Source organism: Brachybacterium massiliense (genome assembly GCF_900184245.1).
In the GTDB taxonomy this organism is placed as follows: Bacteria; Actinomycetota; Actinomycetes; order Actinomycetales; family Dermabacteraceae; genus Brachybacterium; species Brachybacterium massiliense.
Genome location: NZ_FXXB01000008.1, coordinates 400,288 through 416,750 on the forward strand (window position 1 = coordinate 400,288; position 16,463 = coordinate 416,750).

At 71.8% G+C, this 16,463-nt stretch carries 16 protein-coding genes; 4 read left to right on the forward strand and 12 right to left on the reverse strand.

Annotated features, from left to right (window positions below):
- Positions 1–23: 23 nt before the first annotated feature.
- On the reverse strand, positions 24–758 hold the full coding sequence (gene recO, locus BN4251_RS11835; RefSeq protein WP_087485294.1) for a DNA repair protein RecO: 735 nt from the start codon (positions 756–758) through the stop codon (positions 24–26).
- 202 nt (positions 759–960) lie between these two features.
- Between recO and BN4251_RS11840 the strand changes: the two genes are divergently transcribed.
- Complete coding sequence (locus tag BN4251_RS11840; protein WP_087485295.1) at positions 961–1,677, forward strand: EcsC family protein; 717 nt, start codon at positions 961–963, stop codon at positions 1,675–1,677.
- Positions 1,677–1,961 (forward strand): 2'-5' RNA ligase family protein, encoded by a 285-nt coding sequence (locus BN4251_RS11845; protein ID WP_087485296.1) that lies wholly within the window; start codon positions 1,677–1,679, stop codon positions 1,959–1,961. The genes BN4251_RS11840 and BN4251_RS11845 overlap by 1 nt, the downstream gene beginning before the upstream one ends.
- Here BN4251_RS11845 and BN4251_RS11850 read toward each other — a convergent pair.
- Together BN4251_RS11850 and BN4251_RS11855 are read right to left on the reverse strand one after the other, a co-directional pair.
- The gene (locus BN4251_RS11850; protein ID WP_087485297.1) at positions 1,958–4,195 is read right to left on the reverse strand and encodes a M28 family peptidase; all 2,238 of its coding nucleotides are present in this window, start codon (positions 4,193–4,195) and stop codon (positions 1,958–1,960) included. The two genes, BN4251_RS11845 and BN4251_RS11850, sit on opposite strands and share 4 nt — an antisense overlap.
- A gap of 90 nt (positions 4,196–4,285) precedes the next feature.
- The gene (locus BN4251_RS11855) at positions 4,286–5,212 is read right to left on the reverse strand and encodes a LysR family transcriptional regulator (protein WP_087485298.1); all 927 of its coding nucleotides are present in this window, start codon (positions 5,210–5,212) and stop codon (positions 4,286–4,288) included.
- A gap of 168 nt (positions 5,213–5,380) precedes the next feature.
- On the opposite strand from BN4251_RS11855, the gene BN4251_RS11860 reads away from it, so the two are divergent.
- Entirely contained in the window at positions 5,381–6,346 is a 966-nt protein-coding gene (locus BN4251_RS11860; RefSeq protein ID WP_170932029.1) for an EamA family transporter, read from the forward strand.
- A 26-nt stretch (positions 6,347–6,372) separates the two neighbouring features.
- Here BN4251_RS11860 and leuA read toward each other — a convergent pair whose 3' ends face one another.
- From leuA to BN4251_RS11890, 6 genes are all read right to left on the reverse strand, one after another.
- Positions 6,373–8,082, reverse strand: coding sequence for a 2-isopropylmalate synthase (gene leuA / locus BN4251_RS11865; RefSeq protein ID WP_212647636.1), 1,710 nt, complete (start codon positions 8,080–8,082; stop codon positions 6,373–6,375).
- 302 nt (positions 8,083–8,384) lie between these two features.
- Entirely contained in the window at positions 8,385–9,362 is a 978-nt protein-coding gene (gene era, locus BN4251_RS11870; RefSeq protein ID WP_087485301.1) for a GTPase Era, read from the reverse strand.
- A complete protein-coding gene (locus BN4251_RS11875) occupies positions 9,352–10,686 on the reverse strand; it encodes a hemolysin family protein (RefSeq protein ID WP_087485302.1) in 1,335 nt (444 codons plus the stop codon). The genes era and BN4251_RS11875 overlap by 11 nt, the downstream gene beginning before the upstream one ends.
- A 40-nt stretch (positions 10,687–10,726) precedes the next feature.
- Complete coding sequence (gene ybeY / locus BN4251_RS11880; protein WP_087485303.1) at positions 10,727–11,188, reverse strand: rRNA maturation RNase YbeY; 462 nt, start codon at positions 11,186–11,188, stop codon at positions 10,727–10,729.
- 2 nt (positions 11,189–11,190) lie between these two features.
- Complete coding sequence (locus BN4251_RS11885; protein WP_087485304.1) at positions 11,191–12,237, reverse strand: PhoH family protein; 1,047 nt, start codon at positions 12,235–12,237, stop codon at positions 11,191–11,193.
- Positions 12,234–12,608: an HIT domain-containing protein gene (locus BN4251_RS11890; protein WP_087485305.1), complete on the reverse strand. Its 375-nt coding sequence runs from the start codon at positions 12,606–12,608 to the stop codon at positions 12,234–12,236. Before BN4251_RS11890 ends, BN4251_RS11885 begins: the two co-directional genes overlap by 4 nt.
- 77 nt (positions 12,609–12,685) lie before the next feature.
- On the opposite strand from BN4251_RS11890, the gene BN4251_RS11895 reads away from it, so the two are divergent.
- Positions 12,686–13,228 (forward strand): NADPH-dependent FMN reductase, encoded by a 543-nt coding sequence (locus tag BN4251_RS11895; RefSeq protein WP_087485306.1) that lies wholly within the window; start codon positions 12,686–12,688, stop codon positions 13,226–13,228.
- A gap of 150 nt (positions 13,229–13,378) precedes the next feature.
- Here BN4251_RS11895 and BN4251_RS11900 read toward each other — a convergent pair whose 3' ends face one another.
- The 3 genes from BN4251_RS11900 to hrcA all read right to left on the reverse strand — a co-directional run bounded on the left by BN4251_RS11900 (position 13,379) and on the right by hrcA (position 16,397).
- Positions 13,379–14,167 carry a 16S rRNA (uracil(1498)-N(3))-methyltransferase gene (locus BN4251_RS11900; RefSeq protein WP_087485307.1) on the reverse strand — a complete coding sequence of 263 codons (789 nt, stop codon included), beginning with the start codon at positions 14,165–14,167 and terminating at the stop codon, positions 13,379–13,381.
- Between the two features lie 21 nt (positions 14,168–14,188).
- Positions 14,189–15,316: a molecular chaperone DnaJ gene (gene dnaJ / locus BN4251_RS11905; RefSeq protein WP_087485308.1), complete on the reverse strand. Its 1,128-nt coding sequence runs from the start codon at positions 15,314–15,316 to the stop codon at positions 14,189–14,191.
- 70 nt (positions 15,317–15,386) lie between these two features.
- Positions 15,387–16,397, reverse strand: a complete 1,011-nt coding sequence (gene hrcA / locus BN4251_RS11910) for a heat-inducible transcriptional repressor HrcA (protein WP_087485309.1) — start codon at positions 16,395–16,397, stop codon at positions 15,387–15,389.
- Positions 16,398–16,463 lie beyond the last annotated feature (66 nt).

The following is a 16,463-nucleotide window of genomic DNA, read 5'->3' on the forward strand; positions in this document are numbered from 1 at the left end:
CGGTGGGGCGGGCGCGCTCGCGCTCAGCGCTCGACGTAATGCAGGGAGCGTACCGAGCGCTCGAGGTGCCAGGTCACCGTGTCGGTGATGAGGCGTCCGGCCTCCTGGTGGACGGACTCCTCGGCGCCGAGCACATTGTCCCAGTCTCCGGCCAGCAGGAAGATCAGCTGCTCGATGGTGGACTGCCGCACGGCGATCGCGCCGGGCTTTCGGCATGCCGTGCACACCAGACCGCCCGCACGGATGTCGTGCGCATGGTGGGGGCCGGGCGCTCCGCAGGCCGCGCAGACCCGCAGCTCTGGCGCCCAGCCCGAGACCGCGAGGGTGCGCAGCAGGAAGGAGTCGAGGATCAGCGGCGGGGGCAGCCGCCCCTCCCCCATCGCCCGCAGGGCGCCGACGAGCATCAGGAAGCCGCGCTGGCTGGGGTCGACCACCTCGTCGGTGAGGCGGTCGGTGGTCTCGAGCATCGCGCTCGCGGCGGTGAAGCGGCCGTAGTCGGTGCTGATGCCGACGGCGAAGGCCTCGATGGTGACCACCTGGGTGACGGTGTGGAGGTTCTTGCCCGCGTGCAGCTGCACGTCGACCAGGTTGAACGGCTCCAGCCGGGCCCCGAACCGGCTGCCGGTGCGGCGCACTCCCTTGGCGACCGCGCGCACCTTGCCGTGGCGGCGGGTCAGGAGCGTGATGATGCGATCGGCCTCGCCCAGCGGGTGGGTGCGCAGGACGATCGCATCGTCGCGGTAGAGCTTCTGCTGCATGGTGCTCCGAGCCTACGGCCGGCGCCGCACCGCGGTGGGCAGGCGGGCCCGGTGTCGCGCGCGGCCTCGCTCACGCCGCTCCCTATGCTCCTCCCACCGCCCGGTCGGTCTCGGTGCCGCGCACAGCGCGGCACGGCATGATGGGCGCATCATCCGCCGCACCGCGCGCACCGCGGTGCACGACGAGAAGGAGGTGGCCGGTATGGGGATCTTCTCGATGCTGCGCCGCGACAGCTCGGCCCGGAGCACGGCCCGACAGGCCATGAAGGAGGCGCGTCGTGGCGACGAGGCCTCGAAGGACGGGGCTCTCGAGCGCGTGGTGACGATCATCCGCGACATCGGCCTGGACGGGAAACTCACCTACTCCTCCGCCGCCCAGATCGCCGAGCACGCCCAGCGCGGTCGCGGCCGGCGCCGTCCCGAGGTGGCGGTGAGGCGGCTCGTGCGCCGCCACCGCTGGGGCGTGACGGTGGGAGGCTTCGCCACGGGCCTGGGCGGATTCGTGACCCTGCCGATCCTGCTGCCCACCAACGTGGTCGAGTTCTACGTCCAGGCCACCCGTATGGTCGGGGCGATCGCGGTGGTGCGCGGCTATGACATCGAGGATGAGGAAATCCGGGTGCGGGTCCTGGCCTCGCTGCTGGGCGAGGAGTCCGGGGAGGTGCTGAAGAACGTCGGGCTCGGACCGATCGCGGGGGTCGCGGCACGCGGGGTCGCGGGGCAGCTGCCGGTGGGGCCGCAGTCCCAAGTCGCGAGCGCGATCGGCGGGCGTCTGCTGCGCCGCTTCGGCCTGCGCTCGGCGCGCCTGTTCGGCAAGTCGATCCCGGGCCTGGGTGCGGTGCTCGGCGCACTCATGGACCGCTCCCAGCTGAACCGCATCGCGAAATCCGCGAAGAAGAGCTTCCCGCCCCTGCACTGATGCGCCTCTTCGCGGCGATCCGCCCCTCCACGCAGGCGCTCGAGCACCTCGACTCGGCGCTCCACGAGGTGCGGGCCGATGCCGGACTCTCCCTGCGCTGGACGGAGGAGCGGCCGCCCGATCCCTCACAGCTAGCGCTCTCCCGCGCCGTGCATGCGCTGTCGGTCTATCGGGGCCCCTCATGGGAGGCGGAGGAGGTCGAGCTGCTCAGCTCCCACCTGGGGCAGGGCCGCTCGGGCGGTCCCCGGCACGAGCTGCTCGGGAGTGTGCCGCTGGGCGGCTAGCGCCGTGCGGTGATGACCACCTTCATCGCCGGTTGCATCAGCGACACCTCCTCGCCCGGCGCCGTCCAGCCGCCGGCCAGCGCGGGATCGTAGCTGGTCTCGACCGCCGTGACCTCGGCTGCGGGCTCCACCTGCGCGTCCACCACGACCGTCTGCCCTGCGCGCAGGCCGTGGATCTGCAAGGTGCGCAGTCCCTCGGAGGAGTCGACTGCGACGTCGTCCACCATCACCTGGGACATCGTTCCCTCGCTCACGGTGAGCTCCACGGCAGAGGCATCGCGCACGGCGGTGAAGGCGATCTGCACCCGCCCGTCGGGCGCCTCGGCGAGCTCGAGCGCGGGCATCTCGATCTCGGAGCTCGCCTGGGTGCCGTCGAGCGCCCGGCCCCAGTCCGTGCTGCCGGAGACCTCCCAGGTGGTGGCGCTGTCCGCGCCGTCGACATGGGCGATGGCCCGCTCCTGGAGGGGTTCTGGCGCGGCGAGGGTCCAGAAGGTGCCGCCGATCGCGAGCGCGGCGACGAGCACGGCAGGCACCAGCGGGGCCAGCAGGCGCCGGAGCCGACGCGCAGGCTGCGGCGCGGCGCCGGTGCGGCTGAGCAGGAGCGGGGCCGCCGCCCCCAGTCCGATCAGCGCGGTGCCGGCGAGGCCGCCGGCGGCCGAGGCAATACCGAACTCGCCGAGGGAGTGCAGCTGCGTGCCCAGCAGCCAGCCCGTCGGCGCGAGGGCGAGGGCCCGCACCACCATCGCGGGGAGCGCAGGGAGGACGCTGGAGAGCACGATGCCTCCGGCCGCGATCGCGGCCGGCAGGATCATCGAGCCGCCGAGGAAGGGCGAGTACACCCCGAGCACCGCGAGCAGAGCGGTCACGAGCAGCGAGGCGCCCAGCAGCAGGGCCGTGCGGGAGATCAGCAGACGAGCCAGTACCCAGCCGGCCGTCGCCACCGCGGCCGCGAGCACCAGCTCCGCGAGGAGGAAGGGCTCGGCGCGCACCGGTTCGCGCGTGGTCTGGGAGAGCATCGACGGGGTGGCGCCGGCTGTGAGGCTCCACAGCGTCACGGCACCGACCACGGCGGCGGCGAGCACCAGCAGCGCCGTCAGCGCTCCGCCGAGCACGCCGCGCAGGCTCACCTCGGCGCGTCGGCGCCCCACCCACACCGCCGCGAGCACCGCGAGCGGGGCGAGCAGGCCCAGCACGGTCACCAGCAGCGGCGGCACGCCGAGGATCCCCCAGGGCGTGGTGGTCTGCACCGGGCTCTCCTCGGCGCGCTGCGCGAGCTCTGCCAGGTCACGTTGGGTGAGATCCCGGGTGAGGGCGAGGGTCAGCTCTCCGTAGTGCTGGAGGGTGCCCGGATCGAGATGCTCGGCATCGTCCTGGGCGGAGTGGTAGGCCCAGGCCTCGTCGATGATCGCCATGTCCATCCCCCACCAGCCGCCCTCGCGGTAGGCGGAGAAGTCGGTGTCGTTGGGGATGATCGCGAACAGCGCGTCGGTGAAGGATTCGAACTCGGGCCGGGGCGAGGAGCCGATCACGGCGTGCATCGGGCCGGCGGCGCGGGTGACCATCGGGCGGCCCGAGACGCCGCGGGCCTCGTGGTTCAGCACCACCACGGGCTGGGTGAGCTCCTCGGCGCCGTCGGCGAGATACGCATCCGCGCCCAGCAGCCCGCGTTCCTCGCCGTCGACCAGCAGCACCACCAGGTCGTTCCGCGTCGCCTCCGGACCCAGCGCGCGCACCGTCTCGAGGATCACCGCGAGGCCCACCCCGGCGTCGGCCGCGCCGGGGGCGTTCGGGACCGAGTCGATGTGGGTGGCCAGCACGATCGTCCCAGTCGGGTCCGTGCCCGGGCGGGTGGCGACGAGGTTGCGCACGAAGCCGCTCGTGGCCTGATCGCCGTGCTCGCGCACGCCGATCCCCTCCTGGGTGCGGGTCTCGAAGCCGAGCTCGCCGAGCTGAGAGGCGAGCTCCTCGTGGGCGCGGTCGTTGGCGGCGGAGCCGACGGGACGAGGCTCGGCGATCAGCGGCGCGGCGGCTGCGGAGGCGCGCTCGGCGCTGAAGACGTCGCTCGCCGCGCCGGCCTCCACCGGGGCGATGATCCCCCTCGAGGCGGCGCCCGCGAGAGTCGTGGCGAGCAGGATCAGCAGCACCAGCAGGCCATGCCAGCGCGGGGCTCCGGACGCCGACGAGGGAGGGATGGGCGGGGAAGGATCGGCCACGTCGCCGTGAGGAGAGCTCATGCCTACTTTCTACCGCTCGGCGCTGCGCTGCGCCTCCTCCCTGCGGAGGAGACGGTCGCGTGTCGCACCGCAGTGACGGGGCGTGGCGCCTCAGGTCCCGAGGGTCTCGAGGTCCTCAAGGGCGCTGAGCGACTCCGCGGCCTCGAGCAGGGCGGAGCGGAAGGCGAGCAGCGAGGGATGCTGCGCCGCCCCGGCCCGGGCCGCGGTGTAGAGCGAGCGGTGAGGGTCGCCCAGCAGGCGCAGCACCCTGGTGCCGCCGAGATGCTCGGAAGCGATGATGCCGGGGACGAACGCCACCGCGTGCCCGGAGCGCACCAGGTGCACCTGCAGCAGCGGGTCCGGGGTGGTGAAGCGGACCTGCGGCTCCACGCCGACGGAGCGCAGATGGGTGCGGGACCAGATCCCGGTGCGGCTCTGCGGAGGATCCAGCGCCCAGGGAGCCTCGGCGAGATCCGCGAAGCGGCGCGCCCCGGACCAGGGCCCCACGTCCGGCAGCACCAGCAGCAGCGGATCGGTCAGCAGCGCCTCGCGGTCGGTGCCGCGACGCACCACCTGCTGCCCTCCGGGGTAGTCCTCCCCCAGGATCACGTCGTAGCGGCGGGCGAGCAGACCCTCGTACGCCTCGTCGACCTCCTGCTGGCCGAGCTCGAGGTGCAGAGCCGGATGGCGCTGGGCGAGCACGCTCACCGCCGCCGGGGCGAGCGCGATCATCGGGGTCTGGAAGGAGGCCACCCGCAGCAGCCCGCCCGCCTCTCCCTGAGCGTCGGCCAGCTCGGCCTCGGCGGCCTCGAGCAGGCCCAGCATCTCCTCGGCGCGGCGTGCCAGGCGCACCCCGGCATCGGTGAGCACCACCCGCCTGCCGACCTGCTGGAACAGGGTGACCTTGGTCTCCCGCTCCAGGTGGGAGAGCTGCTGGGACACGGCCGACGGCGACATCGAATGGGCGCGAGCCACCGCCGACATGGTCTCCAGCCTGCGCAGTTCGTGCAGCAGGAACAGCCGGTGCAGGTTCAGCACGTCGCCCCCTCGGATCGTGAAGGAATGCTTCACGATACCGCTTCGAAACATGCGCTGGACCGGGCAGGACGTCGGGCCCATAGTGGAGGCGTGACCGCTTCGACCGCTCCCGCCTCCGCTCCGTCGGCCTCCCCCGCGCGCGCCCCGCGCGGCGGCTCCGGGGTGCCGATGACACCGGTGCTGTTCATCCTCGGCTCCTGCATCTCCCTGCAGTTCGGCGCGGCGCTGGCGACCCAGCTCTTCCCCGAGCTCGGGGCGTGGGGCACCACCACCCTGCGCCTGGGGATCGCCGCGCTGGTGCTCATGCTGATCGTGCGCCCGAAGCTCCACCGCTTCACGAAAGAGCAGTGGATCGCAGTGCTGCTGTTCGGCGGCGCGATCGGCGCGATGAACGGCGCGTTCTACGCCTCGATCGCCCGGATCCCGCTCGGCACAGCGGTCGCGATCGAGTTCCTGGGACCGCTCGCCGTCGCGGCGATCCTCTCCACCCGGCGCACCGACCTGCTGTGGGTGGTGCTCGCCCTGGCAGGAGTGAGCCTGTTCGGGATCGAGTCGCTGACCGGCAGCGCCGCACTGGACGGGATCGGGGTGCTGTTCGCCCTGATCGCCGCCGTGTTCTGGGGCCTGTACATCCTCGCCAGCGCCCGGGTGGGGCGCTTGGTGCCCGGCCAGGACGGTCTCGCCGTCGCGATGGTGATCGGCACCCTGGTGGTGCTGCCGCTGGGCGCACCGGGCGCCCTCACCGGTCTCCTGGACATGCGGCTGCTGGCCCTGGCCGCGGCCACCGCCGTGCTCGCCTCGGTGCTCCCGTACACCCTCGAGCTCGCGGCGCTGCGCCGCCTGCCGCGGCACGTGTTCGGGATCCTGCTGAGCCTCGAGCCCGTCATCGCCCTGCTCGCGGGCGTGCTCCTGATCGGGCAGCACGCCACGCCTCTGCGGATCGCCGCGGCGGTGCTGGTGGTGGGCGCGAGCGTGGGCATCACCCTCACCGCACGCGGCGCCGCGCCGACGGAGCCCGTCCCGGCGGACGAGCCGCCCGGCTGGGATCTGCCCACCCCGACGCACGCCACGGTCACCGGGGAGATGCCGGCGCTCAGCGAGGCGCAGGTGCGGGAGACCGCGACCCGCGAGTGAGCTCAGCGCGGGCGCGGCCCCCAGGCTCAGGCCCGGGCGCGCTGCTCGCGGTTCAGCGCGGAGATGATCGCCGCGAGGGAGGCGCGGGTGATCGAGCCGTCGATGCCCACGCCCCAGAAGATCCGGTCTCCGATCTCGCACTCGATGTAGGAGGCGGCCAGGGAGTCGTCGCCCTCGGTGAGCGCGTGCTCGGCATAGTCGAGGATGCGCACGTCGATCTTCCGCTCGGCCAGCGCCTTGACGAAGCCGTCCAGCGGGCCGTTGCCGATCCCGGTGACCACGTGCTCCTCGCCGTCAACCACGAGCGTGACCGTGATGCGGTCCGCGCCCTCGCCGGTGGACTCCTGGTGGATCGAGGTGATCGAGAAGCGACCCCAGCGCTGGGACTCCTCGGTCGCCGGGAGGTACTCGTCGGTGAAGGCGTCCCAGAGCTGCTCGGGGCTGACCTCGCCGCCGTCGGAGTCGGTCTTCTGCTGGACGATGCCGGAGAACTCGATCTGCAGGCGGCGCGGCAGGTCCAGGCCGTGCTCGGTGCGCAGCAGGTAGGCCATGCCGCCCTTGCCGGACTGGGAGTTCACGCGGATCACGGCCTCGTAGGAGCGGCCCAGGTCCTTGGGGTCCACCGGCAGGTAGGGCACGCGCCAGACGATGTCGTCCACGCTCCGGCCGGCCTTCTCCGCGTCGACCTCCATCCGCTCCAGGCCCTTCTTGATGGCGTCCTGATGGGAGCCGGAGAAGGCGGTGAACACGAGGTCGCCGCCGTAGGGGCTGCGCTCGGGCACCGGCATCTGGTTGCAGTGCTCGACGGTGCGGCGCACCTCGTCGAGGTCGCTGAAGTCGATCTGCGGGTCGATGCCCTGGCTGAACAGGTTCAGTCCCAGGGTCACCAGGTCCACGTTGCCGGTGCGCTCTCCGTTGCCGAACAGGCAGCCCTCGATGCGGTCGGCGCCGGCCAGGTAGCCGAGCTCGGCGGCGGCCACGCCGGTGCCGCGGTCGTTGTGGGGGTGCAGGGACAGCACGATCGAGTCGCGGCGGTCGAGGTGGCGGTGCATCCACTCGATCGAGTCGGCGTAGACGTTGGGGGTCGCCATCTCCACCGTCGCCGGCAGGTTGATGATCATCTTGTCGTCCGGGGTGGGCTGGAACACCTCGGTGACCGCATTGCACACCCGCAGCGCGTACTCGAGCTCGGTGCCGGTGTAGGACTCCGGCGAGTACTGGTAGGTCACCTGCGTCTCGGGGATGGTCTCCTCGTACTTCTTGCACAGCAGCGCGCCCTGGACGGCGATGTCGAGCACGGTGTCCTCGTCGGCGCGGAAGACCACGTCGCGCTGGACCACGGAGGTGGAGTTGTACAGGTGCACCACCGCGCGGGGGGCACCGGCGATCGCCTGGTAGGTGCGCTCGATGAGGTGCTCGCGGGACTGGGTGAGGACCTGGATGGAGACGTCCTCGGGGATGCGGTCCTCGTCGATGAGCATACGCACGAAGTCGTAGTCAGTGGTGGAGGCGGCGGGGAAGCCGACCTCGATCTCCTTGTAGCCCATGCGCACGAGCAGCTCGAACATCCGCAGCTTGCGCTCGGAGTTCATCGGGTCGATGAGGGCCTGGTTGCCGTCGCGCAGGTCGACCGCGCACCAGCGGGGGGCGCGGGTGATGCGGCGGGCGGGCCAGGTGCGGTCCGGCAGCTCGACCTGGATCTGCTCGTGGAAGGGCAGGTACTTGTGGGTCGGCATGCCCGAGGGCTGCTGCGGCGCGTCGCCGGTGGTGCCGACGACGGGGCTGGTGGGATCGCCCTCGGCCGCGATGGTGCTGGTGATCGTGGAGTCAGTCATCTGGAGGTCCTTCTTGCTGGGGTACCGGTCGCCGGACAGCACTTCAGCCGCGGCGGGGTCCCGGCGTTCAGGTCCCGTCGCGGCGGCTAAGCAGGAGCAGCGATCCACGCATGAGCGTCACCGTAGCACCGTCGCCCTCGGCGCTCGGGCCCGCCCACGATGCGAACGCCTCGCCCCCGGGCGCAGCGCCGGAGACCGAGGCATCAGAACCCCAGCCGGCCCAGCTGCTTGGGGTCGCGCTGCCATTCCTTGGCGACCTTGACGCGCAGGTCGAGGTGCACCTTCCGGCCGATCAGCTCGTTGATCTCGGCGCGGGCGCGCGAGCCGACCTCCTTCAGCCGCGAGCCGCCGCGACCGATGATGATGCCCTTCTGGCTGTCGCGCTCGACGTAGAGGGTCGCGCGCACCACCAGTCGGCCCTGTCCAGGTGCGACCTCCGCGAAGGGGTCGCCGTCGGGATCGGTCTCGACGACCTCCTCGACCACCACCGCGATCGAGTGGGGCAGCTCGTCGCGCACGCCCTCGAGAGCCGCCTCGCGGATCAGCTCGGAGATCCGGTCATCGCGCGACTCCTCGGTGAGCTGATCATCGGGGTAGAGCTGCGGACCCTCGGGGAGCCGAGAGGAGATGACGTCCAGCAGCACGTCGATCTGCTCGCCCTTGACGGCGGAGATCGGCACGATGTCGTCGAAGCTCATCAGCTGATCCACGCTCATCAGGTGCTCGGCCAGCGCGTCACGGCCCACCAGGTCGATCTTGGTGACGACCGCGATCACCTTCGGGCCGCGGCGGCCGCGGCGCAGCTCGGCGAGGTCCTCGGCGACGAAGCGGTCGCCCGGGCCGATCTTCTGATCGGCGGGCAGGCAGAAGCCCACCACGTCGACCTCGCCGAGGGTGCCGCGCACCAGATCGTTCAGCCGCTCGCCGAGCAGCGTGCGAGGGCGGTGCACACCGGGAGTGTCCACCAGCACGATCTGCGCGTTCCCGCGGGTGACGATCCCGCGGATGGCGCGACGGGTGGTCTGCGGCTTGCTCGAGGTGATCGCGACCTTCTCCCCCACCAGCGCGTTGGTCAGCGTCGACTTGCCGACGTTGGGGCGGCCCACGAGCGCCACGAAGCCCGAGCGGTGCACGTCCTCGGCATCGGCGCGAGCGCCGCCGGGGTTCTCGTCAGCGGTCATGGTCGTCCTCCTGGTCACTGTCCTGCATGTCGTCGTCCTGGGCCCGGCGCACGAGCACCGTGGAGAGCCGCTTGCGTCGGCCCGCGGTCTTCTCGCCCTCGAGCTCGAGGCCGAGGGCTGTCGCGGTGGTGCCGGGCAGCGGCACCCGGCCGGTGGTCTTCGCGAGCAGACCGCCCACGCTGTCGATGTCGTCGTCATCGAGATCGAGGCCGAACAGCTCCCCCACCTCGGAGAGCCCGGCGCGGGCGGGCACGCGGTAGCGGCCCTGGCCGAGGTCCACAATCTCCGGCTCCGCGCGGTCGTGCTCATCGGAGATGTCGCCCACGATCTCCTCGAGGATGTCCTCGATCGTCACGATCCCCGCGACGCCTCCGTACTCGTCGACCAGCACGGTGATGTGCACGTTGCTGGTCTGCATCTGCTCGAGGACCTCGTCGGCCGCGACGAACTCGGGGGCGAATCGCGCGACGCGCATCACCTCGTGGACGGGGCGCTGCGGTCGCGGGTCCCACGGCGAGTGGATCGCCCGCATCACGTCCTTGACGTAGAGCATCCCGCGCAGGTCGTCGACGCTGTCGCCGATCACCGGGATCCGCGAGTAGCCGGAGCGGACGAACAGGCGCATCGCCTTCTCGGCGCTCGAGTCGGCGGTGAGGGTGACCATGTCCGGCCGCGGCACCATCAGCTCGCGCACCATCGTGCCGCGCAGGTCGAAGACGCCCTGGATCATGTCCCGCTCGCCGTCGCGCACGTGCTCGTCCTCGAGGGCGCGGTCCACGTTCTGGCGGGCCTTCTCCGCACCCTCCTCGGGATCCTCCTGCTGGCCCGGGCGCCGGTCGAGGGACTCGCCCACGCGGCTCAAGGCGCCCGCGGGAAGCCACAGCACCGCCCGCACCGTCGTGAGCAGGGTGCGGCCGGACAGCAGCACGGACTCGGGCCGACGCTGACCGATCGTGCGCGGCGAGATCGCGAGGATCACGAGCACGAGCGCCCCGGAGAGCACGAGCGTGGCCAGCAGCGGCAGCGCCCAGCCGCCGCCGAGCGAGAGCTCATCCCAGGTCACGAACACGATCCCGGCGACGCTCGAGACCATCAGCGCCTCGGAGAGCATCCGCCCGAGCATGACCGAGGCGAGCGTGCGCCGCGCGTCCGCGAGCTGGTGCAGCAGCCGGGAGCGCACCGGCGCGGGACGTCCCGCGAGCGCCTTCTCCAGGCTGCTGCGGGAGACCGCCTCGTGCGCGGCGTCGAGCGCGGCGAGCATCCCCGCGGTCAGCGCGGCGAGGGCCGTCAGCGGGATCAGCACGGCCAGGGCGAGGCTCAGCATGGTCGCAGCAGAGAGGTCGAAGGAAGCACGGCGAGGGCGCTCAGCGTTCCGGGCGCGAGGCGAGGAAGGTGAGCAGCAGCTTGCGCTGGAGGTCGAACATGACCTTGCGCTCGTCCTCCTCCATGTGGTCATAGCCCAACAGGTGGAGGATCGAGTGGACCGTCAGCAGCAGCATCTCCTCGACGGCGCTGTGGCCGGCCTCTGCCGCCTGCCTCGCCGCGACGCTCGGGCACAGCACGACATCGCCGAGCAGGCCCTCCTCGGTGGGGCTCTCCGCGGTGCCGGGGGTGAGCTCGTCCATGGGGAAGCTCATCACGTCGGTGGGGCCGGGCAGGTCCAGCCACTGCACGTGCAGCTTCTCCATCGCGTCCTCGTCCACGAACAGGATGCTCATCTCCGTGGCGGGATGCAGGTGCATCGCCTCGAAGACGAAGCGCGCCAGCTCGACGAACTCCCGCTCGTCCACGACGGCGGTGGTCTCGTTGCGGATCTCGATGGTCAACGTCAGCTCCCCTTGTGCGTGCGATGACGGGCGTCGCGGCTGCCGCCCGGCTGGATCTCCCAGCGTCCGTAGGCCTCGACGATGTCGCTCACCAGCCGGTGGCGCACCACGTCGCGCGAGGACATGCGGCAGAAGGAGATGTCGTCGATGCCGGCGAGCACCTTCTCCACCACCCTCAGGCCGCTGCTCTGCCCACCGGGCAGGTCCACCTGCGTGACATCGCCGGTGACCACCATGGTGGAGTTGAAGCCCAGACGGGTCAGGAACATCTTCATCTGCTCGGGCGTGGTGTTCTGCGCCTCGTCGAGGATGATGAAGGCGTCGTTGAGAGTGCGCCCGCGCATGTACGCCAGCGGTGCGACCTCGATCGTGCCCGCACCCATCAGGCGCGGGATCGACTCCGGGTCCAGCATGTCGTGCAGGGCGTCGTAGAGCGGGCGCAGGTACGGGTCGATCTTCTCGCTGAGCCCGCCGGGCAGGAAGCCCAGCCGCTCCCCCGCCTCGACGGCGGGACGGGTGAGGATGATGCGGTCCACCTGCTTGCTCAGCAGCTTCTGCACGGCCATCGCGACCGCGAGGTAGGTCTTGCCGGTGCCGGCCGGGCCGATCCCGAAGGTGATGGTCGAGCTCTCGATCGACTCGATGTACGTCTTCTGCCCCATCGTCTTGGGGCGGATGCTGCGCCCGCGCGAGGACAGGATGGTGCGCGAGAGCACCTGCTCGAGCTTCTTCCCGGAGGCTCTGTCATCGCCGTACAGGTTCGCGGCGCGCTGCACGGCCTCGGCGGTGACCGCCTGGCCGGTGCTCGCCAGCTCGATCAGGGAGCGCATGATGTGCTCGGCGCGGCGCAGCGCCTCCTCGGTGCCGCGCAGCGTGACCTGGTGGCCGCGCACGTGCACATCAGTGTCCGGCACCGCATCCTCGAGGGCGGCCAGTGCCTGATCGTTCTCCCCGAGCACCTGGAAGGGGCTGAGGTGGTCGGGGATCGCCAGCTTCCGCTCGCGCACCTCGGGGGTGCGCCCGGGAGCCGGGTCGAGGGAGTCCGTCACAGTTCTCCTTCTGCGAGCTTCCCGCCCGCCAGGACGTGCGCATGCACATGGAACACGGTCTGTCCGGCGTCGGCGCCGGTGTTGAAGAGCAGGCGGAAGTCGCCGCCGGCGAGATCCGCCGCGATCGTCGCGGCGGTCTGCGCCGTGTGGGCGAGCAGCGCAGGGTCCTGCGCGAGCTCGGTCACATCGCGCAGGTGGGTGCGGGGCACGACGAGCACATGGACCTTCGCCTGCGGGCTGAGGTCCTTGAACGCGATGACCTTCTCGTCCTCGTGGACACGCTCGGAAGGGATCTCCCCGGCGATGATCCTGCAGAACACGCAATCGGGATCGTGACGCTGTGTGACGGGCTCGGTGACGCTGTTTCCCATGATGGGGAGTCTACGGGAGCGAGGAACGCCACCACGGGTTGGGGAACACCGGGAGAGTATGAGAAGTTTTAATCACTATGACGAAACTCGGAATCATCCTGGCCAGTGCCCGCCCGAACCGCGTGGGAGAGCATGTCTCCCGCTGGGTCCTCGACGCCGTCCCCACCGGCGTCGACGTGGATCTGATCGACCTGCGCGAGGTGGCTCTGCCGGCCTTCGACGGCACCAGCAGCCCCAAGCAGGGCCTGCCCAAGGAGACGGACCACTCCCGCGCCTGGGGTGAGCGGATCGACGCCCTCGACGCCCTGGTGATCCTCACCCCGCAGTACAACGGCTCCTACCCGGGCAACCTCAAGACCGCCATCGACTTCCTCTACGAGGAGTGGAACGAGCTGCCCACCGTGCTGGTCGGCTACGGCTGGGGCTCGGCCGGCGAGGTCCTCCCCCTGCTGGAGACCCTTATGACGCGCCTGGGCGCCGACGTGGTCGGCTCGGTGGGGCTCGGCTTCCGCGAGGATCTGTCCGTGGAGGGCGAGCTCTTCGTGGCCGACGAGAAGGCCTCTGCGCTGCGCGAGCTGCTCAGCACGCTCTCCGAGCGCTCCCTCGCGAAGGTCGGCTGACCGGCCCCGCTCCCCCGGCACGGCGACGCGCCGATCCGCTGACCTCGAGAGCACCGATCCCCTGCATCTCTGCACGGGATCGGTGCTCTCGGCGTTCTCCGCCCGGCGCGTCAGGGTGCGGTCCGCGACGAGCTGGCCAGACTGGCCAGGTCAGCCCCAGCGGCCCACCAGCGCGCTGAGCACGGCGATCGCGGCGGGCCCTGCGGTCGAGGAGCGGAGCACCTCGGGCCCGAGCAGCACGGATCGGGCACCGGCCGACCGCAGCTGCTCGAGCTCCTCGGGGGCGATCCCGCCCTCGGGGCCGACGATCACGATGATCTCCTCGAGCCCGTCCTCGCTCGCCGCGGCGAGCTGGGCAGACAGGCTCATCAGGCCCACGGACTCCTGCTCGTGCAGCACGAGCACCAGCACGTCCTGCGCGCTGCGCTCACTCAGCGCGGCGGCGAGCTGCGCGGTGGTCACGGGCTCGCCCACGGCCGGAATGCCGGGGCGGCGGCACTGCTTGACCGCGGCGCGCACGGTCGACTCCCATCTGGCGCGCCCCTTGCGCTGCTTCTCGCCGCGCCACACGGACACCGAGCGCCGCGCGCTCCACGGCACCACGGCGTCGACGCCGAGCTCGGTCGCGGACTCGACGGCCTGCTCGTCACGGCCACCCGTGGCCAGCGCCTGGACCAGCGTCAGCCGCGGCAGGCGCTGCACCGCCGGGGAGGGGTCCGCGAGCAGGCGCACCTCGAGCGCCTCCTTGAGGGCGCCGGTCACCTCGGCGAGCACCTGGCGTCCCGGCGCGTCGGTCAGCAGCAGCTGCTCCCCCACCCCGATCCGTGCGACCTTCGCAGCATGCCGGCCCTCGTCGCCGTCGAGCACGAGAGCGTCTCCCTCGCCCGAGGTGGCGAGCGAGTCATCGAGGATCAGGAAGCCGGGCGGGGTGGTGGGCATCGTCGGCGTCTCCGCTCGGGATCAGAGGTCGCGCAGGCGCTCGCGGAGCTTCGCGAACGGTCCGCGCTGGCCCTTGCTGCGGCGAGCGGTCTCCTCGCCGCGCAGGGCGGCGAACTGCTCGAGCAGCGAGCGCTCCTCCTCGCTCAGCGAGGTGGGCACGTCCACGTCGAGGACCACGCGCAGGTCCCCGCGCCGCTCACGGCGCAGCGGGGTGACGCCGAGACCCTTGAGGGTGATCTCCTCGCCGGGCTGGACGCCGGGGCGGATGTCGAGCTCCTGCTCGCCGTCGAAGGTGTCCAGCGGGATCGTGGTGCCGAGCGCCGCCGTGGTCATGGGCACGGCGATGGTGGTGACCAGATCGTCGCCGTCGCGGTCGAACATCTCGTGGTCGCTCACGGACAGCTCGACGAACAGGTCGCCGGAGGGGCCGCCCGCCTCGCCGGTCTCGCCCTCGCCGCGCAGCTGGATGCGGGTGCCGTTCTCCACGCCGGAGGGGATGCGCACGGTGACGGTGCGCTCGGAGGCGGTGCGACCGTGGCCGGCGCAGCCGGTGCAGGGGCTCTCGATCACGTCGCCGTGGCCCTCGCAGGTGGGGCAGGGCGCCATCGTGACCATCTGGCCCAGCAGCGACTGGGCCACGCGCTGGACATGGCCGGAGCCGTTGCAGGCGGTGCAGCGGGTGGGGCTGGTGCCGGGCTCGCAGCAGGAGCCGGAGCAGCGCTCGCACAGCACCGCGGTGCGGAAGCTGACCTCTTCCTCGGTGCCGAAGACGACGTCGCGCAGGGTGATCTTCACGCGGCGCAGCACATCGCCGCCGCGGCGCTGGCGGGGCACGGGGCCCTGGTTGCGGCCGCGCATGCCGGAGGCGCCCGCGAACATGTCGAAGATGTCGTTGAAGTCGAATCCGGCGCCGCCGCCGGGGAAGCCGCCGCCCATGCCCGGGCCGCCCCCCATGTCGTACTGGCGGCGCTTGTCCGCATGGGAGAGGGTCTCGTACGCCTGGGAGACCTTCTTGAACTTCTCCGCCGCCTCCGGGTCCGGGTTGACGTCCGGGTGGAGGGTGCGGGCGAGCTTGCGGTACGCCTTCTTGATCTCCTCGGTCGAGGCGTCGCGGGAGACGCCGAGCAGCTCGTAGTAGTCGTCGTTCACAGGCGTGGGTCCTTCACAGGGGTCGGAGGTCGGTGACGGCCGGCGACGGGCGCGTGGCCCGCCGGCGCGGTCATTCGAGGAATCGGGAGACGTAGCGGGCGATCGCCTGGACGGTCGAGATCCCGGCCGCGTAGTCCATGCGGCTGGGGCCGAGGATCGCGAGGTGGGAGCCGGCGCCGTAGCCCGCGCCGACGAGAGCGGCCTGGTGCAACGCCCGGTCGTGGAGCTCGGTGCCGATCCGCACCTGCACGTCCCCCGGGGAGACGTGCATCTCGGTGAACAGGCGCAGCAGCACCAGCTGCTCCTCGAGGACGTCCAGCAGCGGCTCGACGTCGCGGGCGAAGTCCTGGGCGGAGCGGGCGATGTTCGCGGTGCCCGCCATCATGATGCGGTCCTCGGCGCGGGTCGCGGCCAGCGCGGTGAGCGCCTCGGCCACCTCCGCGGCGGCGGGCCGCTCGGGGACGGGCAGGGACTCGAGGTAGTCCGTCAGCGGCGCGGCGAGGTCGGTGACCTCCCGGCCGGCGACGGCGCGGTTCAGCTGGTCGCGCAGCGCCGCGTAGTACTCGGCGGGGCGGCCGGCGACGACGGGGACGGTGCGCTGGTCCACCCGCCCCGACTCGGTGATCAGCACGACCAGCAGCAGCGAGTCCGCGACCTTCACGAGCTCGACGTGGCGGATGCGGGCCTGGCGGCGGGCCGGGTACTGCACCATCGCCACCTGCTGGGTGAGCTGTGCGAGCAGGCGCACGGTGCGTCCCAGCAGCTCCTCCACGTCGCCCACGTCCTCGAGCAGCGTGCGGATCGCACGGCGCTCGGGTGCCGAGAGCGGCTTGATGGTGGCCACGTGGTCCACGAAGGTGCGGTACCCCTTGTCCGTGGGAACGCGGCCCGCCGAGGTGTGCGGCTGATGGATCAGCCCCTCCTCCTCGAGCAGGGACATGTCGTTGCGCACGGTTGCGGCGGAGACGCCGAGCTCGTGCCGCTCCAGGAGCGACTTGGAGCCGACGGGCTCACGGGTCGAGACGTAGTCCTCGACGATCGCGCCGAGGATCTGGAGCTTGCGGGCGTCCGTCTCGCTCACCTCCTGCGCTGCGTGCTTCCGTCCCGTGGGCCCGAACCGGTCGGGCCCGATGCTGGCACTCTCTCA

Coding starts and splice junctions, on each gene's coding strand:
- recO (WP_087485294.1), bottom strand. CDS start 758: ATGCAGCAGAAGCTCTACCGCGACGATGCGATCGTCCTGCGCACCCAC.
- BN4251_RS11840 (WP_087485295.1), top strand. CDS start 961: ATGGGGATCTTCTCGATGCTGCGCCGCGACAGCTCGGCCCGGAGCACG.
- BN4251_RS11845 (WP_087485296.1), top strand. CDS start 1,677: ATGCGCCTCTTCGCGGCGATCCGCCCCTCCACGCAGGCGCTCGAGCAC.
- BN4251_RS11850 (WP_087485297.1), bottom strand. CDS start 4,195: ATGAGCTCTCCTCACGGCGACGTGGCCGATCCTTCCCCGCCCATCCCT.
- BN4251_RS11860 (WP_170932029.1), top strand. CDS start 5,381: ATGACACCGGTGCTGTTCATCCTCGGCTCCTGCATCTCCCTGCAGTTC.
- leuA (WP_212647636.1), bottom strand. CDS start 8,082: ATGCCGACCCACAAGTACCTGCCCTTCCACGAGCAGATCCAGGTCGAG.
- era (WP_087485301.1), bottom strand. CDS start 9,362: ATGACCGCTGACGAGAACCCCGGCGGCGCTCGCGCCGATGCCGAGGAC.
- BN4251_RS11875 (WP_087485302.1), bottom strand. CDS start 10,686: ATGCTGAGCCTCGCCCTGGCCGTGCTGATCCCGCTGACGGCCCTCGCC.
- BN4251_RS11890 (WP_087485305.1), bottom strand. CDS start 12,608: ATGGGAAACAGCGTCACCGAGCCCGTCACACAGCGTCACGATCCCGAT.
- BN4251_RS11895 (WP_087485306.1), top strand. CDS start 12,686: ATGACGAAACTCGGAATCATCCTGGCCAGTGCCCGCCCGAACCGCGTG.
- BN4251_RS11900 (WP_087485307.1), bottom strand. CDS start 14,167: ATGCCCACCACCCCGCCCGGCTTCCTGATCCTCGATGACTCGCTCGCC.